This is a genomic window from Actinomycetes bacterium (assembly GCA_035489715.1).
Lineage (GTDB): Bacteria > Actinomycetota > Actinomycetes > JACCUZ01 > JACCUZ01 > DATHAP01.
On the sequence record DATHAP010000032.1, the window covers coordinates 1 to 23,633 of the forward strand.

22 protein-coding genes are annotated in these 23,633 nt (G+C 72.7%); 12 read left to right on the top strand and 10 right to left on the bottom strand.

Annotation, left to right across the window (positions count from 1 at the left end):
- Positions 1-412, top strand: a 412-nt coding sequence (locus tag VK640_02670) for a hypothetical protein (protein HTE72086.1), incomplete at its 5' end; no start/stop codon positions are given.
- 40 nt (positions 413-452) lie between these two features.
- Here VK640_02670 and VK640_02675 read toward each other — a convergent pair.
- A complete protein-coding gene (locus VK640_02675) occupies positions 453-791 on the bottom strand; it encodes a DUF2200 domain-containing protein (GenBank protein ID HTE72087.1) in 339 nt (112 codons plus the stop codon).
- A 142-nt stretch (positions 792-933) separates the two neighbouring features.
- Here VK640_02675 and VK640_02680 point away from each other — a divergent pair, with 142 nt between their 5' ends.
- The 5 genes from VK640_02680 to VK640_02700 are packed head-to-tail and all read left to right on the top strand — an operon-like array spanning position 934 to position 4,741.
- Positions 934-1,485, top strand: a complete 552-nt coding sequence (locus VK640_02680; GenBank protein ID HTE72088.1) for an RNA polymerase sigma factor — start codon at positions 934-936, stop codon at positions 1,483-1,485.
- A complete protein-coding gene (locus VK640_02685) occupies positions 1,482-2,318 on the top strand; it encodes a hypothetical protein (GenBank protein ID HTE72089.1) in 837 nt (278 codons plus the stop codon). Before VK640_02680 ends, VK640_02685 begins: the two co-directional genes overlap by 4 nt.
- 26 nt (positions 2,319-2,344) lie before the next feature.
- Positions 2,345-3,211 (top strand): ATP-binding cassette domain-containing protein, encoded by an 867-nt coding sequence (locus VK640_02690; GenBank protein HTE72090.1) that lies wholly within the window; start codon positions 2,345-2,347, stop codon positions 3,209-3,211.
- On the top strand, positions 3,208-4,134 hold the full coding sequence (locus tag VK640_02695; GenBank protein ID HTE72091.1) for a hypothetical protein: 927 nt from the start codon (positions 3,208-3,210) through the stop codon (positions 4,132-4,134). The genes VK640_02690 and VK640_02695 overlap by 4 nt, the downstream gene beginning before the upstream one ends.
- A complete protein-coding gene (locus tag VK640_02700; protein ID HTE72092.1) occupies positions 4,121-4,741 on the top strand; it encodes a hypothetical protein in 621 nt (206 codons plus the stop codon). The genes VK640_02695 and VK640_02700 overlap by 14 nt, the downstream gene beginning before the upstream one ends.
- 3 nt (positions 4,742-4,744) lie before the next feature.
- On the opposite strand, the gene VK640_02705 is transcribed toward VK640_02700, so the two are convergent.
- Genes VK640_02705 through hrcA form a run of 3 tightly spaced genes read right to left on the bottom strand, consistent with a single transcriptional unit; the run spans position 4,745 to position 7,683 of the window.
- Entirely contained in the window at positions 4,745-5,476 is a 732-nt protein-coding gene (locus tag VK640_02705) for a 16S rRNA (uracil(1498)-N(3))-methyltransferase (protein HTE72093.1), read from the bottom strand.
- A gap of 59 nt (positions 5,477-5,535) precedes the next feature.
- Positions 5,536-6,663: a molecular chaperone DnaJ gene (dnaJ, locus tag VK640_02710; protein HTE72094.1), complete on the bottom strand. Its 1,128-nt coding sequence runs from the start codon at positions 6,661-6,663 to the stop codon at positions 5,536-5,538.
- Positions 6,664-7,683 (bottom strand): heat-inducible transcriptional repressor HrcA, encoded by a 1,020-nt coding sequence (gene hrcA / locus VK640_02715; protein ID HTE72095.1) that lies wholly within the window; start codon positions 7,681-7,683, stop codon positions 6,664-6,666.
- Positions 7,684-7,809: 126 nt separating this feature from the next.
- Here hrcA and VK640_02720 point away from each other — a divergent pair, with 126 nt between their 5' ends.
- From VK640_02720 to VK640_02730, 3 genes are read left to right on the top strand one after another with little or no spacing between them, the layout of a single operon-like run.
- Positions 7,810-9,222, top strand: a complete 1,413-nt coding sequence (locus VK640_02720; GenBank protein HTE72096.1) for a GH1 family beta-glucosidase — start codon at positions 7,810-7,812, stop codon at positions 9,220-9,222.
- Positions 9,223-9,274: 52 nt separating this feature from the next.
- Entirely contained in the window at positions 9,275-10,132 is an 858-nt protein-coding gene (locus tag VK640_02725) for a DUF3097 family protein (GenBank protein ID HTE72097.1), read from the top strand.
- Positions 10,133-10,135: 3 nt separating this feature from the next.
- On the top strand, positions 10,136-10,666 hold the full coding sequence (locus tag VK640_02730) for a DUF4870 domain-containing protein (protein HTE72098.1): 531 nt from the start codon (positions 10,136-10,138) through the stop codon (positions 10,664-10,666).
- 33 nt (positions 10,667-10,699) lie between these two features.
- On the opposite strand, the gene hemW is transcribed toward VK640_02730, so the two are convergent.
- The 4 genes from hemW to lepA all read right to left on the bottom strand — a co-directional run bounded on the left by hemW (position 10,700) and on the right by lepA (position 16,418).
- Positions 10,700-11,920, bottom strand: coding sequence for a radical SAM family heme chaperone HemW (gene hemW, locus VK640_02735; protein ID HTE72099.1), 1,221 nt, complete (start codon positions 11,918-11,920; stop codon positions 10,700-10,702).
- Between the two features lie 36 nt (positions 11,921-11,956).
- Positions 11,957-13,723, bottom strand: coding sequence for a long-chain fatty acid--CoA ligase (locus tag VK640_02740; protein HTE72100.1), 1,767 nt, complete (start codon positions 13,721-13,723; stop codon positions 11,957-11,959).
- 145 nt (positions 13,724-13,868) lie between these two features.
- Complete coding sequence (locus VK640_02745) at positions 13,869-14,540, bottom strand: MOSC domain-containing protein (GenBank protein ID HTE72101.1); 672 nt, start codon at positions 14,538-14,540, stop codon at positions 13,869-13,871.
- A gap of 42 nt (positions 14,541-14,582) precedes the next feature.
- Positions 14,583-16,418, bottom strand: a complete 1,836-nt coding sequence (lepA, locus tag VK640_02750) for a translation elongation factor 4 (protein HTE72102.1) — start codon at positions 16,416-16,418, stop codon at positions 14,583-14,585.
- Positions 16,419-16,587: 169 nt separating this feature from the next.
- Here lepA and VK640_02755 point away from each other — a divergent pair, with 169 nt between their 5' ends.
- The gene (locus tag VK640_02755; GenBank protein ID HTE72103.1) at positions 16,588-17,550 is read left to right on the top strand and encodes an aminoglycoside phosphotransferase family protein; all 963 of its coding nucleotides are present in this window, start codon (positions 16,588-16,590) and stop codon (positions 17,548-17,550) included.
- Positions 17,551-17,582: 32 nt separating this feature from the next.
- Here the strand turns inward: VK640_02755 and VK640_02760 are convergent, their stop codons facing one another.
- Positions 17,583-20,828, bottom strand: coding sequence for a S8 family serine peptidase (locus VK640_02760; protein ID HTE72104.1), 3,246 nt, complete (start codon positions 20,826-20,828; stop codon positions 17,583-17,585).
- Positions 20,829-21,172: 344 nt separating this feature from the next.
- On the opposite strand from VK640_02760, the gene rpsT reads away from it, so the two are divergent.
- Together rpsT and VK640_02770 are read left to right on the top strand one after the other, a co-directional pair.
- Complete coding sequence (gene rpsT, locus VK640_02765; GenBank protein HTE72105.1) at positions 21,173-21,433, top strand: 30S ribosomal protein S20; 261 nt, start codon at positions 21,173-21,175, stop codon at positions 21,431-21,433.
- Between the two features lie 241 nt (positions 21,434-21,674).
- A complete protein-coding gene (locus tag VK640_02770; protein HTE72106.1) occupies positions 21,675-22,598 on the top strand; it encodes a hypothetical protein in 924 nt (307 codons plus the stop codon).
- 60 nt (positions 22,599-22,658) lie between these two features.
- Here the strand turns inward: VK640_02770 and holA are convergent, their stop codons facing one another.
- Positions 22,659-23,627, bottom strand: coding sequence for a DNA polymerase III subunit delta (gene holA / locus VK640_02775; protein ID HTE72107.1), 969 nt, complete (start codon positions 23,625-23,627; stop codon positions 22,659-22,661).
- Positions 23,628-23,633 lie beyond the last annotated feature (6 nt).

Here is a 23,633-nt window from a genome sequence, read left to right on the forward strand (position 1 = left end):
CGGGGAGCTGACCACCGTCCTGCTCGACGACCAGGGCGCGGTGCGCGGCCTGCGCACCGAGCGCCGCTACTTCACCGTCCCGCAGCGCCGGGCGATGATCGGCCGCGACGGGGACCGCTGCCCCTGGCCGTGGTGCGACCGCCCCGCCACCTGGTCCGACGGCCATCACCTGGTGTGGGCCAGCCGCGGCGGCCCGACCACCGTCGCCAACGGCGCCCTGCCGTGCCCGGCGCACCACACGATGTGCCACGAAGGCGGCTGGACCCTGCACCGCCACCCCGACGGCCGCTACAGCGCCACCCACCGCGACGGCCGCACCCTCGGACCCGAACCCTCCCCACCCGGCCGCAACCGCACCGGCAAGGACACCGGCCCGCCGCCCAGCCGACCACCGCCCCCGCAACGCGCATGAGCCCGGCCTCGGAAGCCGTGCGGCGGACCGGAACGGCGTGCTACCTGAGGATCTTCTCCATCGGCCTGCCCTTGGCGAGCTCGTCGACGAGCTTGTCGAGGTAGCGGATCTTCTGCATCAGCGGGTCGTCGACGGCCTCGACGCGCACGCCGCACACCGATCCGGTGATCAACGACGCACGGGGGTTGAGGGCTGCCTCGGCGAAGAAGTCCCCGAACGTGGTGCCCGCGCTCAGATAGCGGTCCAGGGCCGGCTCGTCGAAGCCGGTCAGCCACTCGATCACGGAGTCCAGCTCGTCCTTGGTACGCCCCCTCTTCTCCACCTTGGTCAGGTAGTGGGGATAGACCGACGAGACGCTCGTCGCAAAGATCCGGCTCACCTCCGCGAGCGTAGCCACTCGCACCGGTGCTGCCTGGAGCGCCTCGCTGCCCCCAGCCGGGCTCGGCGGTCGTGCCGCCTGCTCACGGAATTCGGAGCAGACTCGTGAAGCCAGGGCGGGACGGCGCGGCGACAGGTGGGGCGTGGGCGACCGGACGGAGCACAGCGATGCAGAGCTGCTGCGCGCCGTGGCCGGGGGTGACACCGGTGCCCTGCGCCTCCTGCACGAGCGGCACTCGGCCTGGCTGACCGTCCGGCTGCTGCGCCGGTGCAACGACCGGGAGCTGGTGGCCGAGGTCCTGCAGGACACGTTCGTCGCCGTGTGGCGCGGGGCGGGAGGCTTCCGGGGCGACGGAGAGGTCGCCGGATGGCTGTGGGGAGTGGCCATCCGGCGACTGGTCTCCCGGCTCCGGACCCGAGGGCACGGGGCGGAGGTCCCGATGCCGGACGTGGTGCTGGACGCGGAGGTCAGCGTCGAGGAGCGCGTCCTCGCCGGTGTCGAGTACGGCGACGCGGGCGCGGCCATGGCCCGACTCAGCCCCGAGATGCGCGCGGTCGTGCAGGCGACCGTGCTCGACGGGCTGACGACCCGGGAGGCCAGCCAGCTGCTCGGTGTCCCGCGGGCGACCGTCAAGACCCGCCTGCTGCGCGCGAAGGCGCTGCTGCGCCGCGACCTGGTGGAGGGATCCGCATGAGCGAGGGAACCGCCCGCCGCACCTGGCACGTCGACGACGATGCGCTGCGCGACTGGGTCGACGGGGTCGCCGGCCCGCTGGTGAGTGCGTCGGTCGAGCAGCACGTGCAGCGCTGCGCCCGATGCCGGCACTCTGTCTCGACCTTGCTGCCCCAGGAGCTGCACAGCCCGTTCGACCGCGTGCTGGCCGCCGTCGAGGTGCCGGCGGCCAGCCCCCTCGAGCGGCTGCTCGTGCGGCTCCGGCTGACTCGCTCGGACGCTCGGGTGGTGGCGGCGGCGCCGGCCCTGCGCGCTCCCTGGATCGCCTCGATGGTCGGCGTGGTCGCCTTCGTCGCCCTCGCGGCCCTCCTGGCCGACGTCGGCGGGCTCTACCTCTTCCTCATGGTCGCCCCGCTGGTGCCGGTCGCCGGGGTCGTCGCGGCCTACGGCCCGAGCTCGGACCCGATGTACGAGGTCGTCCTGGTCGCGCCCTACGCCACCGTGCGGATCGTGCTGCTGCGCGCCGCGCTGGTCCTGGCCACCTCGGTCCCGCTGGTGGTGGTGGCCGGACTGCCGCTGCCGGGCGACGCCTTCGTCGCCATCGCCTGGCTGCTGCCGGCGGCAGGGTTCATCGCCGTCGTGCTGACGGCCAGCACCTGGGTCGACCCCCTCCACGCCGGCACGACCCTGGCCGTCGGCTGGGTGGTCGCCGTCATGCTCGCCATCCGCGGCGGTGACCCGCTCGCGGTGCTCGCGCCGCTCGCCATGGCCGGCTACGCCGGCCTGGTCGTCGTCGCCGGCCTCGTCCTGCTGCACCGTCTGCTCGGCTCCACACCGTCCTGGCGGCTCCGATGAGCCCGCCACCGAACCAAGGACCTGCCATGCCTGAAGCAACCGTCTCCCTGCGCGGAGCGGCGAAGTCCTACCGCGGCACCCCGGCGCTGACCGGCGTCGACTTCGACCTCCAGGTCGGCGTCGTGGGGCTGCTCGGTCCCAACGGAGCCGGCAAGTCGACTCTGCTGCGCGTGCTCGCGACGGTCCTCGGCGTGGACGACGGCAGCGTGCGGATCCTCGGCCGGGACCCGTCGGTCGGCCGGGAGCGCACCGAGATCCGGCGGCGGCTCGGCTACCTGCCGCAGGAGCTCGGGTATCCGCGCGGCTTCACGGCCTACGGCTTCCTCGACTACCTCGCCGTCCTCAAGGAGTGGGACGACCCGGACCGGCGGCGGGCCGAGGTCCGGAGGGTCCTCGAGCAGGTCGGTCTCGGCGACCAGTCCGGCCGGCGGATCCGTGCCCTGTCCGGGGGCCAGAAGCGGCGGGTCGGCCTCGCCCAGGCGCTGCTCGGCTCGCCGGACCTGCTGATCCTCGACGAGCCCACGACCGGGCTCGACCCGGAGCAGCGGGTCTCGTTGCGCACCGTCCTCGCGGAGGTCGGCCGGACCTCCACCGTGCTCGTCGCCACCCACCAGACGGAAGACGTCGCCGCTCTGTGCGAGCGTGTCGTGGTCCTCGACGACGGTGCTGTGCGGTTCGACGGATCGGTCCGCGATCTCGTGCAGGCCGCGGCGGGACGCGTGTGGCTGTCCGACGCCCCTGACCCCGCCGCTCGTACGTCGTGGCGCACCGGCAGCGGGCGCTACCGCAACCTCGGGTCGGCGCCGGCCGGGGCGGAGATCGCCGAGCCCTCCTTGGAGGACGCCTACCTGCTCCTGCGGGGCGTCAGCGCCGACTCGGATGTGGCGGCATGAGCACCGTCGTGCTCGAGCAGCCACGTCTGGTCCCGTCCCCGGCCGCCTCGGTGCGCCAGCTGGGGGTCATCGAGGCCAAGCGCTACGCCACGCACCCGCTCTTCGTCGTCGGCGCCCTGATGTGCGCCGGCCTGAGCATCGGGCTGCCCGGGCCCGACGAGCTGGACTACGCCGTGATCCCGGCCTTCTTCCTCGGGGTCCTGGGCCTGGTCGTGTCGGCCCGCCTGACCCGGTCCACCGACACCTCGGCACCGGTGCTGGACGCCGCACCGGTGCCCATCACGCGTCGCACCGCCGCGCTGTGCCTGGCCTGCGCCGTCCCTGCCGTCGCGGCACTGCTGATCGCGCTGCTGCACCGCGCGACGCTGCTCGCCGACCCGATCGCGGACTTCCGCTACGGGACCTTCGGCGGCCTCGACCGCCAGGTGCTCACCTTGGTGCTCCCGGTGGTCTACGCCGCCGGCGGACCTCTGCTCGGCGTGGTCGTGGGTCGGTGGCTGCGTTTCCCGGGCGCACCGCTGCTGACGGTCGTAGCGCTGCTCGCCTGGAGCGCCACGCTGGCCTACCTGCCGCAGAGCGGGTCGAGCTCGTCCGCGCTCCTGCGGCTGCTGCACGTGAGCGCGCCGTACACCGCCTTCGCGTTCTCCGACGGGGACAACGTGCACCCGATCACGGTCGTGACGACGATGCCTGGGGCACCCCTGTGGTTCGCCGTCTGGGCGGTCGCGCTGTGCGGCCTCGCGGTCTGCGCCGCGCTCTGGCGCGGGGCGTCGGCAACCGTGCGCACCTCGGTCGCCCGCGCGGGTCTGGTTCTCGTCGCCGTGGCTGCCATCGCCCTGGCCCTGGCCGCGACCACCGGCCACGACGTCAACCACGAGACCGACTCCTCGGGTCGGACCACCGTCGTCCGTGGCGATGCCTAGGGCAGCGGTCGGTCGCGGGCTGCGTGTGCTCCGCTCGACCCCGTGGCTCCCGGTCTGCGGGACTTCGGGCCTCGCGACCGCCCTGCTCGTCGGGGCCGCCCTCGCGCCCCACCAGCCGTTCGTCCCCTTCGCGGCCGTGATCGCGGTCGCCGCGTGCGGCGGTGCCGCCGCTTACCTGCTCGACGAGGACACCGCACCCGTCCTCGACGCGACGCCCACCTCCCGCGGCGTGCGGACCTGCTGGCGGCTGCTCCCACTCGCCGTGCCCGCCACCGCGTCCCTGGCCGGGCTCGCCGCGCTCGACCGGGCCGACAGCAGCGGCCGCTGGCTGCAGCTCGTGCCGGTCGCGCTGGGCAGCATGGCCGCCGGGACCGGCCTCGCGGCGGCGCTGCGACGTTCGAGCAGCACTCCGGGCGACCTGGCGGCCGCCGTCACCCTCGTCGGCGTGCTCCTGGTCGTCGCGGTGGACCCGCTGCGCCGGTGGGCGCCGGCGGTGCCGCTCGGCGAGGGGCCGGGCGTCGGCCGCAGCATGCTGATGTGGACAGCCGTCGTCGTCGTGTCGGGGTGCGCGGTGGCGCTGTTCTCGCGCGACCCGGTGCACCACTGACGGCTAGCGCCACCGGACCTTCGTGGAGAGCACGGCCAGAGCGGCCGTGCCGGCCGTCGAGGTGCGCAGCACCGTGTCCCCGAAGCGGTACGCCGCGGCGCCCGCTCCGCGGAAGGCAGCCAGCTCGTCGTCGGCCAGCCCGCCCTCCGGCCCGACGACAACGACGACGTCACCCTCCACCGGCAGTTCGACCGCGGCCAGCGGCTGGGTCGCAGACTCGTGCAGCACCCCGCCGAGGGCCGCGGCGGCCAGCAACGCGGTCACCTCCGCCGTCGTGACCAGCCCGGTCACCTCGGGGAACCGGCTGCGCCGCGACTGCTTGGCGGCGGTCCTGGCGGACGTACGCCACTTGGCGAGCGCCTTGTCGCCCCGCGCGTCGCGCCAGCGGGTCACGCACCGGGACGCCGCCCACGGCACGACCACGTCGACGCCGATCTCGGTCAGGGTCTCGACGGCGAGCTCACCGCGGTCACCCTTGGGCAACGCCTGCACGACGACGAAGCGCGGCTGCGGAGCCGGCTCGACGACCACCTCGGCGACCTCGACCTCGACCAGGTCGCGCCCGGCCGACACGACGACGCCCTCGCCACGGCGGCCCGAGCCGTCGGTGAGCACCACCGTCTCGCCGGGGGCGATCCTGGTCACCGTGGCGGCGTGCCGCCCTTCGGCACCGTCGACGACGACCAGGCCCGGGACCAGCCGGCCGGACGGCACAACGAAGAGCGGCGCACTCACCGCGCCATCATCCCTGATCGTGATCCGTGATCGTGACCGCGATCGTCGGCGAGAGCCGGTCAGCGCTCGTTGAAGGCGTCGCGCAGGCGGTTGAAGAATCCCTGGCGGGCGCTGGCCACCTGGCCGACGTCGGGCCCGTCCTCGCCGCGCAGCGAGGCGAGCTTGCGCAGCAGCTCCTCCTGCTCGGCGTCGATGCGGGTCGGTGTCTGCACGTCGACGTGCACGACCAGGTCGCCGCGTCCCTGCCGGCGCAGGTGCGCCACACCCAACGCGGCGAGCGTGACCGCATGGCCGGACTGGGTGCCGGCGCGCACCTCGACCGGCCGCGGCCCGTCGAGCGTCTCCAGGGTCACGGTCGTGCCGAGGGCCGCCGCCGTCATCGGCACCGTGACCGTGCAGTGCAGGTCGTCGCCCTGGCGCTGGAAGGTCGGGTGCGGGCGCTCGACGATCTCGACGAACAGGTCTCCGGCGGGACCGCCGCCAGGGCCGGCCTCACCCTCACCGGCCAGCTGGATCCGGGTGCCGGCGTCGACACCGGGCGGCACCTTGACCGACAGGGTCCTCCGGGTGCGGACCCGGCCGTCGCCGCCGCAGTCCGGGCACGGCTGCGGGATGACCGTGCCGAAGCCCTGGCAGTTGGCGCACGGCCGCGACGTCATCACCTGGCCGAGGAAGCTGCGGGTGACCTGCTGCACCTCGCCGCGACCCTGGCAGATCTCGCAGGTGCGCGGCGACGTGCCGGCGGCCGTGCCGGCGCCCTGGCAGGTGGGGCAGGTCGCCGCCGTGTCGACCTGCAGGTCGCGGGTGGCGCCGAAGGTCGCCTCGGCGAGGTCGACCTCGAGGTGGATGAGGGCGTCCTGGCCGCGGCGCTGCCGAGGCCGCGGGCCCCGCGCGGCACCCGCCCCGGCGCCGAAGAATGCGTCCATGATGTCGGAGAAGCCGAAGCCCGACCCGAAGCCGCCACCGGTGGAGAACGGGTCGCCGCCGAGGTCGTGCAGCTCGCGCTTGCGCGGGTCGGAGAGCACCTCGTAGGCCTTGGTGACCTCCTTGAAGCGCTCCTCCTCGCCGGGGTTGACGTCGGGGTGCAGCTGCCGGGCCAACCGGCGGTAGGCCTTCTTGATGTCCTCGGGAGTGGCGTCGCGGGAGACGCCGAGGACCTCGTAGTAGTCCGCGCTCTGGGCCGCCACTCAGCCGTCCCCCACGATCCTGCCGACGTAGCGAGCCACTGCGCGCACTGCTCCCATCGTTCCGGGGTAGTCCATCCGGGTCGGCCCGAGGACGCCGAGCTTGGCCAGCGCCTCGTTCTCGGAGCCGTAGCCCACGCTGACCACCGACGTCGCGGCCAGCGCCTCGTGCGGGTTCTCGTGCCCGATGCGCACCGTCAGCGCCGACAGGTCGCTGGCCTCGCCCAGCAGCCGCAGCAGCACCATCTGCTCCTCGAGCGCCTCGAGCACCGGTCGGATCGTCAGCGGGAAGTCGGGCCCGAAGCGGGCCAGGTTGGCGGTGCCGCCGAGCACGATGCGGTCCTCGTGCTGCTCCACCAGGCTCTCGAGCAGCGCCGACAGCACGGCCTGCACGGCCGGGCGGTTGTCGGCCGTGAAGCGCTCCGGCAGGTCTGCCAGCCGGCCGGCGGCGTCGGAGAGCCGCTGGCCGACGGTCTCGGCGTTGAGCTGGGCGCGCAGCTCGCCGAGCAGCACGTCGCCCACCTCGACCGGCGTCTCGACCACGCGCTGCTCGACCCGGCCGGTCGTCGTGATCAGGACGACCAGCAGCCGGGAGGTGGCCAGCGGCACAAGCTCGACGTGCCGCACGCTGGAGCGCGACAGCGAGGGGTACTGCACGACGGCAACCTGCTGGGTCAGCTGCGAGAGCAGGCGCACGGTGCGGGTGACGATGTCGTCGAGGTCCATCGCGCCGTCGAGGAACGACTGGATGGCCCGCCGCTCCGCGGTCGAGAGCGGCTTGACCGCCGAGAGCCGGTCGACGAAGAGCCGGTAACCCTTGTCGGTGGGGATGCGCCCGGCACTGGTGTGCGGCTGCGCGATGTAGCCCTCGTCCTCGAGCGCCGCCATGTCGTTGCGGATCGTCGCGGGCGAGACGCCCAGGTTGTGCCGCTCGACCAGGGCCTTGGAGCCCACCGGCTCCTGGGTCGACACGTAGTCCTCGACGATCGCGCGCAGCACGTCGAGCTTGCGGTCCTCGAGCACGCACACCTCCCGCACGTAGGACTGGCCGACCAACGGCCGGGCGTGAGACACGCTGGCACTCACCCGGCCTGAGTGCCAAGTGTACGCCGCCAGGCCGCTCGCCCGCCGCTGCCTAGACTCGCCGGCGTGACGGAGACCACGCCGACGACGACATCGACATCGACACCGACGACATCGCTGACCTTCCCCGCCGGCTTCTCGTGGGGCGCGGCGACGGCCGCCTTCCAGATCGAGGGCGCGACGCATGAGGACGGCCGCACCGACTCGGTGTGGGACACCTTCGCCCGCACGCCCGGCAAGGTGCTCGGCGGCGACACCGGCGACCCCGCCTGCGACCACTACCACCGGATGCCGCAGGACGTCGCGCTGCTCGCCGAGCTGAACCTGGACACCTACCGCTTCTCCACGTCGTGGGCCCGGGTGCGCCCGGACGGCGGCCCGCCCAACCAGAAGGGCCTCGACTTCTACTCGCGGCTGGTCGACGAGCTGCTGGCCAAGGGCATCAGGCCGTGGCTCACGCTCTACCACTGGGACCTGCCCCAGGCGCTCGAGGACCAGGGCGGCTGGACCAGCCGCGACACCGCCTACCGCTTCGCGGACTACGCCCAGACCGTCCACGACGCCCTCGGCGACCGGGTGCCGACCTGGACCACCCTCAACGAGCCCTACTGCGCCGCCCTGCTCGGCTACGCCGGCGGCCAGCACGCCCCGGGGCGCACCGAGCCGCGCGCTGCCGTGGCCGCCGTGCACCACCTGCTGCTGGCACACGGGCTGGGCGTCCAGGTGCTGCGCGACGCCGGCGTCGGTGGCGAGACCGGCAGCGTGGGCATCACGCTCAATCTCCTGCCGGTCTCGCCGGCCGACCACGCGTCGGCGGCCGACGTCGACGTCGCGCGGCGGGTCGACGGGCTGCAGAACCGGATCTGGCTGGACCCTGTCCTGCGCGGCCGCTACCCGGACGACGTGCTCGAGGACCTCGCGCCGTACGGAGTGAGGGAAGTGGTGCAGGACGGCGACCTGGAGACCATCGGCGCACCGATCGACGTGCTCGGCGTCAACTACTACTTCACCTTCACGATGCGTGCGGCCGAGCAGCCGCGGCTGCCGTCGGAGTGGGTCGGCGCGGAGACCGCCACGGACACACCCGAGGGGCTGCCGGTCACCGCGATGGGCTGGGAGGTCGAACCGAGCGGCCTGCGCGACATGCTCCTGCGGCTGCAGGACGAGTACCCCGGCACGCCTCTCGTCGTCACCGAGAACGGCGCCGCGTTCGACGACGAGGTGGCCCCTGACGGCGCGGTCCACGACGAGGACCGGCGGTCCTACCTCGAGGGGCACCTGCGGGCCGCTCACGAGGCGATCGAGGCCGGCGTCGACCTGCGCGGCTACCTCGCCTGGTCGCTGCTGGACAACTTCGAGTGGGCGTTCGGCTACTCCAGGCGCTTCGGCATCGTGCGCGTCGACTACGAGACGCAGGAGCGCACGGTGAAGGACAGCGCCCGCTGGTACGCCGAGGTGGCCCGCCGCAACGGGTTCTAGCGACCCGGCGCGTCCGGTGGCGCGGCCGGTGCCGCACCGACAGGCTGGTGTCGTGGACCGCTACCCGGTTGACGTGCTGGCGCAGCCGCGCCCGGGTCGCCGCGCGCTGTCGCAGGTCGCGGCCGACACCGACCTGGTCGTCGAGGACGCCGAGACCGGCTTCTGCGGCGCGGTCGTGCGGTGGGAGAAGACGCCCGGCGGGCCGACCGTGACCCTCGAGGACCGGCACGGCAGGCACCGGGTCTTCCCGGCCGGGGTGGGCTTCCTCGTCGAAGGCCGGCCGGTCGAGCTGGTCCGTCCCGCGGCGGCTGCGGGCCCGAAGGCTGCGCCGGCGCGACGTACCGCCTCGGGGTCGGTCGCCGCACCGAGCGCGCGGGCCCGCGTGGCGCGCGCCAGCCGCATCTACGTCGAGGGCCGGCACGACGCCGAGCTGGTCGAGAAGGTGTGGGGAGACGACCTGCGGGTCGCGGGCGTCGTCGTCGAGCACCTCGGCGGCGTGGACGACCTGGCCGCCGAGGTCCGCGGCTTCGCCCCCGGCCCGGGCCGACGGCTCGGCGTGCTCGTCGACCACCTGGTCCCGGGCACCAAGGAGTGGCGGATCGCCGAGTCGGTGAGCTCGCCGCACGTCCTGGTGCTGGGCCACCCGTACGTCGACGTCTGGGCGGCGGTGCGCCCCTCGGTCCTCCGGATCGACAGCTGGCCCGACGTGCCCCGCGGGACGCCGTGGAAGGAGGGCGTGTGCGCCGCCCTGGGCTGGCCCTGCGCGACCGCCGCCGACACGGCCGCCGCCTGGCGGCGCATCCTGGGAGCGGTGCGCACCTACGCCGACCTCGAGCCGAGCCTGCTCGGCCGGGTCGAGGAGCTGATCGACTTCGTGACCGGCGCCGTGCCGGTGGACGAGAAGGGATGACCGATGACCCAGCCACCAGAGCCGCCCCCCGAGTCGACGCCCCGACCTCCGGAGCCGACGCCACCGCCTCCTGGGCCACCTCCCGGCGAGGCGCCGTACGGTCAGCCGTCAGCCGGTCAGCCGCCGGCCGGTCAGCCGGGGTGGCAGGGGCAGGGCGCCGGGTTCCCCGAGCACCAGGCGGCCGGACAGGGCCAGCTCAGCCCGGCCGACGAGCGGACGTGGGGCATGCTCGCCCACCTCTCCGCGCTGCTGGCCGCGTTCGTCGCGCTGGCCTTCCTCGGACCGTTGCTCGTCATGCTGATCCAGGGCCCGAAGTCGGAGTTCGTGCGCCGTCAGTCGGTCGAGGCGCTCAACTTCCAGATCACGACCTACATCGCGGCGATCATCAGCGCGATCCTCATCGTGCTGCTGATCGGCCTGATCCTGCTGCCCATCGTCGGCATCGCCTGGCTGGTGCTGACCATCATGGCCGGGCTGGCCGCCAACCGGGGCGAGGACTACCGCTACCCGTTCAACATCCGCCTGGTGAAGTAGCCGATCGGTCGAGCCGCTCCGTCGAGCGCGTGCTCAGTCGACGAGGTCGCGCACCACCGCGTCCGCCAGGAGACGGCCGCGCAGTGTCAACGCTGCGCGGCCGTTCTCGTGCGCGGCCGGGTCGAGGAGGCCCTCGGACACCGCGCGCTCCGCGGCGGCGCGGCCGACGGACGACAGGTCCTCGAGCGGGTGTCCCGCGCGCAGCCGGATGCCGAGCAGCACCCGTTCGACCCGCCGTGAGCCCTCGTCCAGCACCTCGCGGGCGAGCGCCGGGCTCACCGTCTCGGCCAGCCGTGCGGCGTAGGCGGCCGGGTGCCGGACGTTCCACCAGCGGGTGCCGCCGACGTGGCTATGCGCCCCGGGGCCGACACCCCACCAGTCGTGGCCGAGCCAGTAGCCCTCGTTGTGCCGAGCTCTCTGGTCCGGCGTCGTGGACCAGTTGCTGACCTCGTACCACTGCAGGCCGGCGGCGGCGAGCACCTCGTCGGCGAGCAGGTAGCGGTCGGCGAGGTCGTCGTCGTCGGGCGCGGGCACCTCGCCGCGGCGGACCTGCGCCGCGAGCCGGGTGCCCTCCTCGACCACGAGCGCGTACGCACTGAGGTGGTCCGGCCGGCAGTCCAGGGCGGCGGCCAGGCTGGTCCGCCAGTCCTCGAGCGACTCCCCGGGGGTGCCGTAGATGAGGTCCAGGCTCACCCCGTCGAACCCCGCTGCGCGCGCCCAGGCGACGACCCGCGGCACCCGGTCCGGGTCGTGCGTGCGGTCCAGCGTCGCGAGGACGTGCGGCACGGCCGACTGCATGCCGAACGACACCCGGGTGAAGCCGGCCTCGCGCAGTCGCTCGAGGTCGGCCAGGTCGACGCTGTCCGGGTTGGCCTCGGTCGTCACCTCGGCGTCCGGGCGCACCCCCAGCTCGTCGCGGACCGCGCCGAGGAGCCGGGCCAGGTCGCCCGGCGGCAGCAGGGTCGGCGTGCCGCCGCCCAGGAAGACCGTCGCGGCCGCGACGTCCGCGTCGCCGAGCACCCGGCGGGCCAGCCGCACCTCCTCGACGGCCGTCCCGGCGTAGGCGGCCTGCGAGGCCCCGCCGCCCAGCTCGGTCGCGGTGTAGGTGTTGAAGTCGCAGTAGCCGCAGCGGGTGGCGCAGAAGGGCACGTGGACGTACACCCCGAAGGGCCGCGTGCCGAGGCCGGCCAGGGCCGACCCGGGGAGCGCCCCGTCGCGCGGGGCGTCCTCACCCTCGGGCAGCGCGGACGGCACCCGCCCATTCTGCGTCGGTGCCCGGAACCGGCGGGCTCAGCCCCGGGAGTACATCGCGTCGAGAAGGTCGCGGTGCTTGTCCTCCACGACCCGGCGCTTGACCTTGAGGCTCGGCGTGAGCTCGCCGGCCTCGATGGAGAGGTCGTGGTCGAGGATGCGGAAGTCCTTGACCGTCTCCCAGCGGTTGATCTTGGCGTTGACCGCCTCGACCGCGCCGGCCACCTCGGCGTGCACGTCGGGGTGCTGGCTGAGCACGGCGTAGTCGCCGGTAAGGCTGCGGTGGTGGGCCCAGCTGGCCAGCGCGTCAGGGTCGAGCGTGACCAGCGCCGTGCAGTAGTTGCGGCCGTCGCCGTGGACGACGATCTGGCTGGCGAGGGCGCACTCGCCCTTGAAGATGACCTCGATCACCTGCGGTGCGACGTACTTGCCGCCGGAAGTCTTGATCATGTCCTTCTTGCGGTCGGTGATCCGCAGGAAGCGACCGTCCTCGAGCTGGCCGATGTCACCGGTGTGCAGCCAGCCGTCGGCGTCGAGCGCCTCGGCGGTCTGCTCGGGCAGGTTGTGGTAGCCCTGCATGACGCCGGGGCCGCGCAGCAGCACCTCGCCGTCCTCGGCGATGCGGACCTCGGTCTTCGGGAACGGGATCCCAACGGTGCCGAACCGGTAGTCCGCCGGCCGGTTGACGAAGGTGCCGGCGCTGGTCTCGGTGAGGCCGTAGCCCTCGAGGATGAGGATGTCGGCGGCGTGGAAGAACAGCGCGATGTCGCGGGACAGCGCGGCGCTGCCGGACACCAGGAACCGCAGGTTGCCGCCGAAACGGGCGCGCAGCTTGGAGAAGACCAGCTTGTCGGCGACGGCGTGCTTGGCCTTGAGCAGGCCGCCGGGCTCCTTGCCGGCCAGCCGCAGCGCCGATACCTCCTGGCCGACGCCCATCGCCCAGCGGAAGATCTTGAGCTTGACGCCGCCCTCGTCCTCGGCCATGGTCACGACCCGGCCGTACACCTTCTCGAAGATCCGCGGCGCAGCCGCCATGAAGGTCGGCGCGACGACGGCCAGGTTGTCGATGATCTTGTCGACCCGGCCGTCCACCGCGGCCGACGAGCCGGTCGCGAGCTGGGCGGCGAGCAGGACCTTGCCGAAGGAGTGCGACAGCGGCAGCCAGAGGTACTGCACGTCGTCAGAGGTCAGCAGCCCGGTCTCGTCGACGGCGACGCCCTCGTAGACCCAGCAGTCGTGCGGCAGCCGGACGCCCTTCGGGCGGCCGGTCGTGCCCGACGTGTAGATCAAGGTCGCGAGGTGCTCGGGACGCGTCGCGTCGACGCGGTCGGTCACCGCCGTGGGGTTCTGCGCGAGCAGATCGGTGCCGAGGGCGGCCAGGTCGTCGAGGCTGACCACCCAGTCGCCGTCGGGGGTGCCGTCGAACGTCACGACCTTGGCGAGGTCGGGCAGCTTGTCGCGCTGCTGGCGCAGCTTCTCGACCTGGGCGTCGTCCTCGGCGAACGCGATGCGGGTGCCGGAATCGGCGAGGATGTAGGCCACGTCCTCAGGGTTGGTCGTCGGGTAGACCGTGGTGGTGGCGGCGCCGGCGCACAGGATCGCGAAGTCGGCCAGCACCCAGTCGACCCGCGTCGACGACAGGATCGCGATCCGCTGCTCCGGCTCGATGCCCATGGCCACCAGCCCGGCCGCGAGCGCGGTCACCCGCTCCCCGGCCTGGCCCCAGGTCATGCGCTCCCACGAGTCGCCCACCGGCCGTCGGTAGGCCTCGCCACCTGGGGTCGCCGCCACCCGGTCGAGGAACATCCGGCCGACCGACGGCGGCCTGCCGTCGATGCCCGTCGTCTGGTTCGTTGCCGATCCGGTCACGCCGCAGCCCTCCGACTCGTCATCCCCGTATGACTTTCGACGACGCTATCGGCTCCCGCACAGAGTCGCAGGTCCTTGACTGTCAGCCGGGCGTGCTGGCCCGGGCGGCGAGGTCGCGGCGGATGGCAGCGGCCAGGGTCACCTCGAGGTCGGGCTGCTCGTCCAGCAGCCGTTCGAGGACGGCCGCGGAGGTCAGGCGCAGTGCGAACGTGTCGCTGATCGTCACCCCGTGCCCGGGCCGGTGCACCACCTCGATCCGGTCACCGGAACCGACGGTGCCCTCGGACAGCACGCGCAAGTAGGCGCCCGGGGCCCCGTAGGCGTAGAACCGCTTGACCCAGTGCGGCTCGTCCATCCAGCCCTGGAACGTCTTGCACGGGATCCGCGGGCTGGCGACCTCGAGCACCAGACCGTCCGAGCCCACCCGCCAGTGGTCACCGATCACCGCGTGGGTGAGGTCGACGCCGTACGTCGTCAGGTTCTCGCCGAACGTCCCGCCGGGGAGGGCCCGGCCCAGCTCGCGGGACCAGGCGTCCAGGTCTTCCCTGGCGTAGGCGTAGACCGCCTTGTCGCGCCCACCATGGTTCTTGGTGTCGATGATCCGGTCGCCGGCCACGCCGACGAGGGTGTCGACCGCCCGCCGGCCGGGGACCGGTCGCTTGTCGATGGCGGTCGTGTCGAGGTCGCCGAGGGCGTCGGGGATGACGGCATGGACGACGTTGACGGACTCGACCGTCGCCGCCGCGGTGGGCATGTGCACCCGCCGAGGCTACCCAGCGGAGGCTGGTGCGGCGCCCTACTTCTTCGCCTTCTCGCCCGTGGAGTCGGTGGAGAGAGCGGCGATGAAGGCCTCCTGGGGCACCTCGACCCGGCCGACCATCTTCATCCGCTTCTTGCCCTCCTTCTGCTTCTCCAGCAGCTTGCGCTTGCGGGTGATGTCACCGCCGTAGCACTTGGCGAGCACGTCCTTGCGGATCGCCCGGATGTTCTCGCGGGCGATGACTCGCGCCCCGACGGCTGCCTGGATCGGCACCTCGAACTGCTGCCTCGGGATCAGCTCGCGCAGCCGCTGGGTCATCTGCACGCCGTAGCCGTAGGCCTTGTCCTTGTGCACGATCGAGGAGAACGCGTCGACGGTCTCGCCCTGCAGCAGGATGTCCACCTTTACCAGGTCGGACGCCTGCTCGCCGTCGACCTCATAGTCGAGCGACGCGTAGCCCCGCGTCTTGGACTTCAGGTTGTCGAAGAAGTCGAAGACGATCTCGGCCAACGGCAGGGTGTAGCGCAGCTCGACCCGCTCCTCCGACAGGTAGTCCATCCGGTCGAGCACGCCGCGCCGGTTCTGGCAGAGGTCCATGATCGAGCCGATGTAGTCGCTCGGTGCCAGGATCGACGCCCGCACGACCGGCTCGTGCACCTCGGCCACCTTGCCGCCGGGGAACTCGCTGGGGTTGGTGACGGTGACCTCGGTGCCGTCCTCCATCACCACCCGGTAGACGACGTTGGGCGCGGTCGAGATCAGGTCGAGGTCGAACTCGCGCTCCAGGCGCTCCCGCACGATCTCGAGGTGCAGCAGGCCGAGGAAGCCGCAGCGGAAGCCGAAGCCGAGCGCCGCGGACGTCTCGGGCTCCCACACCAGCGCCGCGTCGTTGAGCTGCAGCCGCTCCAAGGCGTCCCGCAGGTCCGGGTAGTCGTCGCCGTCGACCGGGTAGAGCCCGGAGAACACCATCGGCTTCGGGTCCTTGTAGCCGCCGAGCGCCTGCTGCGCCGGCTTGCCCGCGTTGGTGACGGTGTCGCCGACCTTCGACTGCCGCACGTCCTTGACGCCGGTGATCAGGTAGCCCACCTCGCCGACACCGAGCCCCTCCGAGGGCATCGGCTCGGGTGAGATCACGCCGATCTCGAGCAGGTCGTGCTGGGCCTTGGTGGAGAGCATCAGGATGCGCTCGCGCGGCGACAGGTGCCCGTCGATGACCCGCACGTACGTCACAACACCGCGGTAGACGTCGTACACGCTGTCGAAGATCATCGCGCGCGCCGGGGCAGACGCGTCACCGACCGGCGGCGGCACCTGCGCGACGATCTGCTCGAGCAGCTCGGGCACGCCCACGCCGGTCTTGGCGCTGACCTGCAGCACCTCGGCGGGGTCGCAGCCGATGATGTGCGCGATCTCGGCGGCGTACTTCTCCGGCTGGGCCGACGGGAGGTCGATCTTGTTGAGCACCGGGATGATCTGCAGGTCGTTCTCGAGGGCCAGGTAGAGGTTGGCCAAAGTCTGGGCCTCGATCCCCTGCGCGGCGTCGACCAGCAGCACGGTGCCCTCGCACGCGGCGAGCGACCGGGACACCTCGTAGGTGAAGTCGACGTGGCCCGGGGTGTCGATCATGTTGAGCGCGTAGAAGCGGCCGTCGGACGCCTCGAAGGGCAGCCGCACCGCCTGGCTCTTGATGGTGATGCCGCGCTCGCGCTCGATGTCCATCCGGTCGAGGTACTGCGCCCGCATCGTCCGGTCGTCGACGACGCCGGTGACCTGCAGCATGCGGTCCGCGAGGGTCGACTTGCCGTGGTCGATGTGGGCGATGATGCAGAAGTTGCGGATCAGCGCGGGGTCGGTGCGGCTCGGCCGGATCAGGTTCCGGGCGGTCGAGTTGCTCGCGGGCACGCAGGGTCCAATGCTTCGGGTTGAGGATCGTCCAGCGGTACGTCCGGACGTCCGCCCATCATCCCACGCTGCTGGTCGCCGCCCCGCGTGCGCGGAACCCGGTGGCTCGCCCCGGCGGTCGCTCCCCCATGATCGAGGGATGGGCGACAAGGCCCCGGTAGCAGCCGGTCGGCGCATCGACTGGGCAGGGCTGCCAGAGGCGGTCCGCGGGTTCGTCGAGGAGTCGCTGGGCTCCCCGGTCGTCGCGGCGCGCACCCAGAGCGGCGGCTTCTCCCCCGGAGTCGCCGCCCGGCTGACCGCGGCCGACGGGAGCGCCGCCTTCGTCAAGGCCTGCGGTACGTCGCTGAACCCGGATTCGCCACGACTGCACCGGGCCGAGATCCATGCGCTCCGCCTCGTGCCCGCGTCACTGCCCCGGCCTGAGCTGCTGGCGGCGTACGACGACGCGGACTGGGTGGCGATGCTTCTCGAGGACGTCGACGGCCGGCACCCCGCGCTGCCGTGGTCCGCCGATGACGCCGCGGCCACGACCGCCGCTCTCAGCCTGCTGGCGGCGGCAACCGGAGACGTCGGGCTGCCCACGTTCGCCGAGACGGCGGAGCTGCTCACCGGCTGGGACGCGGTCGCGGCCGAGCCGGAGGGGGTAGCTCCTGAGCTGTTGGCCCGCCTGCCGGAGATGCTCGACCTGCAGGGCCGCGCCCAGGAGGTCACGGCCGGCTCGGCGCTGGTGCACTGGGACGCGCGCAGCGACAACGTGCTGCTGCGCCAGGGCGAAGCGGTGCTGGTCGACTGGGCGTGGGCCTGCCGCGGCGCCACGTGGCTGGACACGCTGCTGCTCGCGGTGGACTTCGTCGTCCAGGGCGGGCCGGACCCGGACGGGTACCTGCGCTCGACCGCGGTGACCGCCGCAGCCGACCCGACCGACCTGCGGGCGGTGGTCGCGACGATGGTCGGCTTCTGGGTCGACCGCGCGCGGCGGCCCGCGCCGCCGGGACTGCCGACGATCCGCGCGTGGCAGGCGCATTGCGCACGGCACACGCAGGACTGGCTGTCGACCAGCACCGTGCTCGCTGCGGACGCACGAAGGCCCCGGCAGGGCTGACCTGCCGGGGCCCCCGTCGTGCATCGTGCGGCCTACTCGACGACCACCGAGCCGGTGCCCAACAGGGCCCCTCCCGAGCTGGTCACGGTCATCTCGCCGAAGACCGACCGCCCGGCTGCCGGCGGTGTCCCTGCGGTCAGGGTGCCGGCGACCTGCTTGGTCTCACCCGCAGCGTAGGACTGCTCACCGGTCGGCATGGTGACCGACAGGGTGCCGAGCGCCGAGGAGAAGAAGACGTCCAGGTAGTCGAACTGCGTCGTGCCGGCCGGCACGTCGTAGCCGTCGACCAGGACGGTGTATGTGCCCGGCGCCGGGTTGACGTAGGTCAGCGACTCCTCCGAGTCACCGTCGGCGTCGTAGAGCTGTTCGCCCGCCGGGTCGGTGACGTAGAGGTCCAGGTCCGCCTGTGCGTCACTGGTGTTGCCGATGGACACGTCGAGCCGGGTGGCTCCCGTCGGCACGGTGACGGTGTACTCCTTGGTCGCGCCGTCGGCGATGGACTCGCGGCCGGAGAAGGCCGACCCGAGCGGGCCGCCGGCGGCCGTGGCCTCGAGCGGTCCGAAGTTGTTCGTCACCGTCCAGCTGACCGGGCTGCCCGCCGAGACCGTCCGTGTCTTCGGGTCAACGGTGACGCCGAGCAGGGCGGCCGACAGCGTGAACGGGTTGGTGTCGGTGGCCGACGTGCGCCGCGACTCCACCAGGAACTCCCATACGCCGGGCTGCGGGTCCTCGTAGACCCGCTGGTCCGGGTTGCAGCCGTTCCCGCCCTGGAAGCTGGTGTAGCAGACCAGGCTGGAGCCCTCCTCCATGCCGACCCCGTAGGGGTGGAAGGCGAGGAAGCGGGTCTGGCTGCCGGCGGTGATGCCCGACAAGTTCAGCTGCAGTGCGGTCACACCAGGCGGCACCGTCAGGTAGAACCGCTGCGGCTCGCTGCGGCCCATCGAGCCCGACCAGCTCCTCGCGTAGTCCGGGCCGACGATCGCGTCGCCAGCCGCGACGACGTTCATCACCTGGAAGTCCACGCCGTTGGTCGACGGGCTGTCCACCTTGAGCACCGCGCTGATCGCGGCACCGGAGGCGGGCGTGGTGGCGGTGACGTTGACCGTGGTCGCCTTGCCGCGGACCAGGCTCACCGACTGGCTGCCGAGGGAGAAGTTGCCCGTGTCCCCGCTCAGGGAGAGGTTGTACGTCACTGGCTGGCTGACCCCCGTCGTGCGCGTCAGCGTCACGGGGTAGGTCCGGCTCGTGCCTGGCGCCTGGCCGCCCGCGCCGGCGGCGCAACGGTTGTAGACGCCCGTCCCGGTGGTCCGGCCCAGGAGCTTCCAGATCTCGGTGCAGACCGGTGCCTTGGCCGTCATGCCGACCGGCGTGAGGCCGGCGTCCAGCAGGGCCCACGAGCCGGCGACGTCGATCTGACCGTTGCCCTGGAGGAAGGCGGGGATCTTGTCGTTGAACTGCGCGCTGCTGTAGACCGCCTGGCGGAGGTTGGCGGGCGCGTAGTCGCCAGCCGACATGCCCTCCGCCCTGGCAGCCGAGATGAGCAGCGCCATGGCGCCGGCTGTCTGCGGGGCCGCCATCGAGGTGCCGTTGAGCATCGCGTAGCCCGGGGGCAGCGAGTAGCCCGCCTCGGGCACCGGGTTGCCCGGCATCCAGGTCGGGATCGTCGAGATGGCCGAGCCGGGAGCGGTGACGTTCGGCTTGAAGCCGCCGTCCTCGCGCGGGCCGCCGGAGGAGAACGTCATCGTACGGATGCCGTCGAAGCTGACGTCCGAGCCGTAGTTGGCGGCCCAGGTCTCGGCGGAGATCGTCGCGGCGACACTGACGGCGTCGGTGGCGACGGACGGGTCGCCGATCGTGTTGAGCGCGTTGCCGGAGTTGCCGGCCGAGAGGACCAGCTGCACGCCGTCGGCGATGATCCGGTTGTAGAGGGTCGCGCGGGCGTTGTTGCCGTCGTTGAGCGCCGGCAGCCCGCCGATCGACATGTTGATGATGTCGACGCCGCGGTGCGCGGCGAGCTCGGCCATGCCGTCGGTCAGCGCGACGGCGGTGCAGCCCGGGCCGAAGGAGCAGGCACGTGCGGCCACCAGCTTGGCGCCGGGAGCGGCACCGTCCATGTCGCCGCCGAAGAGGTCGTTGGCGGCCGTGATGCCGGCGACGTGCGACCCGTGCTCACCGGACAGGATCCCGATGTCGACGAAGTCGAGCGACTTGCCGAGGGTGGGACTGTTGAAGAACGACACGTCCACGTCCTCGCGGTAGTCGACCGTGAAGGCCATCTGGTCGCGCACCGCGGTCTTGGGGTCGTCGGTGCCGAAAAGACCCATGTCCCGGTCCTGCCGGAACGGGCTCATCGCCGCGTCGTCGGTGAAGTCGTGGTTGAGGTTGCTGTCGACGCGGACCACGTGGGTGTCCGGGTTGTAGAGCACGCCGAAGCGGTCGGTCGTGTCGCCGTCGCGGTTGACGTCGCCGCAGACCTCGCAGCCGGACACGTTGGTGCCGGCCTCGTCGAAGGTCCGGATCTTGTAGGTGCCCGCGGGGAGCTTCCACTTGGCCTCGCGGTACTGCCCGGAGGCCGGGAACACGCCGGGGCCGGTAGCGGTCTGCACCATCGGCAGCCACGTGGCGTCGCCGCCGGCCACGAGGGATCCCTCGGTGGCCGGGTCGGTCGCGGTGAAGGAGTCGACGATCTTGTCCGCACCGGTCGTGGTCCTCTGCAGCGCCGGGTGCAGCAGGTCCACACCGGAGTCCAGGATGCCGATGGTGACGTCCTCGCCGTCCCAGTCGGGGTGCGCCGCCTTGAAGTCGGCAGCACCCGTCTCGTTGGTCGGCATGTAGGCGTTGCTGTCCGGCGTCGAAGCGGAGGGCGCGGCGTAGGTGGCGGTGGCCGCGGTCGAGCCTTGCGGCGTCACGTCGGGCAGCGGCACGACCTCGTCGAGGTCAACGGCCAGCACACTGTCGATGCCTGCAGCCTTGGTCACCTTGGCGGTGGGCACGCGGGCGCTGAAGTAGCCGTAGCGGTCGGCGGCGTAGAGGATCGTGCCGCCGAGCGCGCGGACCTCGCGCTTGGCCTGGGCCGCCTCGCCGCGGCGCGCGGTGACCATGATGCTGACGGCCGAGGTGTCCTCGGCTCGTGCCGCGGCCAACAGGTCGCGGTCGTGCGACCCGAGCTTGTCGGCCTTGCCGGTCTGGGCCGTCTTGGCCGGCCCGGTCGGGGCAGCGGCGGCCGCGGGGGTGGCCGTGGCGAGCGCTCCGGTCAGGAGGCTGCCGACCGCCAGCACGGCGAGCGACTGTCGCGCGCGCCGCCTTGGGACATGTGCGGACAAGGGGATTCCCATCGTCTGGAAGGGGTGTGACAGCAGATCGCCCGGCGGTGTGTCTCACGTCACTTCCGGGGCGGCTCCATATCTGAACGTAGAATTGCCAGAGATGGAAGGTTTCGGGACAACTTTTCTCGGGGATGCCGTCAGACCGGCCAGAGCCTGGGCTCGGCAGGGGCTTCCTCCACCGGTGCGCGCTGGCTCAGTTCGCGCCGGAGCGGGGCGGCTTGCTAACCTGTGCCGTCGGTCTGCGCCCCCGGCCCGCCGACGCGACAATCCTCCCGACGAGAACAAAAGGCTTCTTCGTGGCGAACATCAAGTCCCAGCTCAAGCGGATCAAGACGAACGAGAAGGCTCGCCTGCGCAACAAGGGCGTCAAGTCCTCGCTCAAGACGTCGGTCCGTAGGTTCCGCGAGGCCGCGGACGCCGGGGACCGCGACACCGCGGTGCAGGCCATGACGACCGCCTCCCGCGAGCTCGACAAGGCGGCCAGCAAGGGCGTCATCCACAAGAACCAGGCCGCCAACCGGAAGTCGGCGATGGCCAAGCGCGCCGCCTCGCTCTGACCCCAGCCTCACCTGATGCGGCCGGCAACGGTTTGGCCGCACCGACAGGGCGCCACCTCGCGAGGTGGCGCCCTTCGTCGGCCTCGGGGTCCGGCGGGGCTGGCCCCGGCCCGCCTTGGCGCAATCATGGGCCGACCGCCCCTGGTGCCGGGCCGCGAGCAGCGGCACAGTCGTGCCGTCGAGCACTGGACTGGGGGTTTGGAAGATGGTGCGCTCTGCTGGACGTCGGACCTTCCCCGCGGTGACAGTCGCGACTCTCCTCGCCGTGGCGACGGTCCTCGCGCTCGTCGCCCCGGCCGCACTCGGCAGCACCGCAGCGGCCGGGCGTCCTGACGGGAAGGCCACGGCCGCGCTGCCGACCCGCGCCGCGGCCGCGTTGCCCACCCTGGTGGGCATCCGTGCCTTACACCGGCCCGGCGTCGACCGGGTGGTCTTCCAGCTGCGCGGCGGCCTGCCCGCACGGCGCACCGCGACGTACGTCGACCGGCTGATCAGCGACGGCCGCGGCCGGTCGCTGCGGATCGCCGGGCAAGCGATCCTGCAGGTCAGCATGGAGCTCGCAGACGCCCACGACGCGACCGGCTCCACCGCCCCTGGGCGGCTGGCCTTCCCGCTGCCCAACGTCCTGACCGTCGTGCGGTCCGGTGACTTCGAAGGGGTGGTCAGCTACGGCATCGGGCTGGCCAAGCGGACCGCGTTCACGGTGACGACCCGCACCGGCCCGAGCCGGGTCGTGGTGAGCATCCGGGCCGGCTTCCCGACGGTGCCCCGGAAGGTCTGGTTCCTCGACCGGGACGCCTTCGTCGCCGGCACCGAGCCGTTCTTCACGCCGGTCAGCCGGCCGGTCCGGGTGCGGCACAAGGCGGCCGGCCTCCTCGACCGCGTCTTCGCCGGCCCGACCGCGACCGAGACCGCTGCCGGGCTGCGGCTGCTCCGCTCGAAGGCGCGCGGCTGGGCCGACCTGAGCATCACGAACGACGTCGCCCGGGTGCGGCTGACCCGCTCCTGCAGCAGTGGCGGGTCCACGGTGACCGTGGCCGGCGAGATCATGCCGACCCTTCGCCAGCTGGCGACCGTCGACTTCGTCAAGATCCTCGCGCCGGACGGCTCGACCGAGACGCCCACCGGTCGCAGCGACTCGATCCCGGCCTGCCTCGAGCCGTGACGCAGCCCTGACGGAGCGCCGACGGAGCGCTGACGCTGCGCAGCGGGGCCTCGACCGGGCTCAGTCGCGCAGCGAGCGGGCGGCGACGATCGCGCCGATCGCCTGCTCGAGGGCGAACACCGGGTCGGTGCCGGCCCCCTTGATCTCCTCGTCGGCGACGGCCACCGCGGCGATCGCCTGCGCGACGCCCTCACCGGTCCAGCCCGAGAGCTGTCCGCGGGCCTTGCGCACCTGGAAGGGCGCGATGCCGAGGTCGCGGGCGATGTCGTCGGGACGTACGGTGCGCGCCGACCCACCCACACGCGCCAGGTTGCGCAGGCCCGAGGCGAAGGCGGCGTTGATCGGGACCGGGTCGGTGCCGGTGGCGAGTGCGTGGCGCAGCAGCCGCAACGCGTCGTCGTGGCGGCCCTCGACGGCGGCGTCGGCCACCTTGAAGCCGCTCACCTCGACCCGACCCGCGTGGTAGCGCTCCACCACGGCGGCGTCGACGGTGCCCTGGGTGTCGGCGATCAGCTGGCTGCAGGAGTTGGCCAGCTCACGCAGGTCGCTGCCGAGGGCATCGACCAACGCGGACGCCGCGTCGTGGCTGATCCGACGGTGCGCCCGGCTGAACTCGGCCTGGACGAACGACATCTTGTCGCTCTCCCACTTGACCGGCTTGCACTCGACTACGGCGGCGCCGGCCTTCTTCACCGCGTCGAGCAGCGCCTTGCCCTTGACGCCGCCGTGGTGGACCAGGACGAGGACGACACCCTCCTGGGGCGCGGTCGCGTGCTCCTTGAGCTCGGTGGTGACGGCCTCGGCCGCCTCGGCCACGTCGCGGACGACGATGACGCTCAGCTCGCCGAAGAGCGACGGGCTCGCCAGCCCGGTCACCCGGCCCGGCTCGAGCCCGACGACCGGCAGGTCGTGGACCTGGACGTCCGGGTCGGCGGCGCGCGCCTGCACCAGCACCTCGGCGACCGCGCGGTCGCGCAGGAGGTCCTCGGGACCGGTGACGAGGGTGACTGGGGGCGGCAGGTCGGCCATCGGCGC

Excerpts from the sequence above, each read along its gene's own strand:
- VK640_02685 (HTE72089.1), top strand. The coding sequence starts at position 1,482 with ATGAGCGAGGGAACCGCCCGCCGCACCTGGCACGTCGACGACGATGCG.
- VK640_02690 (HTE72090.1), top strand. The coding sequence starts at position 2,345 with ATGCCTGAAGCAACCGTCTCCCTGCGCGGAGCGGCGAAGTCCTACCGC.
- VK640_02695 (HTE72091.1), top strand. The coding sequence starts at position 3,208 with ATGAGCACCGTCGTGCTCGAGCAGCCACGTCTGGTCCCGTCCCCGGCC.
- VK640_02730 (HTE72098.1), top strand. The coding sequence starts at position 10,136 with ATGACCCAGCCACCAGAGCCGCCCCCCGAGTCGACGCCCCGACCTCCG.
- VK640_02740 (HTE72100.1), bottom strand. The coding sequence starts at position 13,723 with ATGTTCCTCGACCGGGTGGCGGCGACCCCAGGTGGCGAGGCCTACCGA.
- VK640_02745 (HTE72101.1), bottom strand. The coding sequence starts at position 14,540 with ATGCCCACCGCGGCGGCGACGGTCGAGTCCGTCAACGTCGTCCATGCC.
- VK640_02755 (HTE72103.1), top strand. The coding sequence starts at position 16,588 with ATGGGCGACAAGGCCCCGGTAGCAGCCGGTCGGCGCATCGACTGGGCA.
- holA (HTE72107.1), bottom strand. The coding sequence starts at position 23,627 with ATGGCCGACCTGCCGCCCCCAGTCACCCTCGTCACCGGTCCCGAGGAC.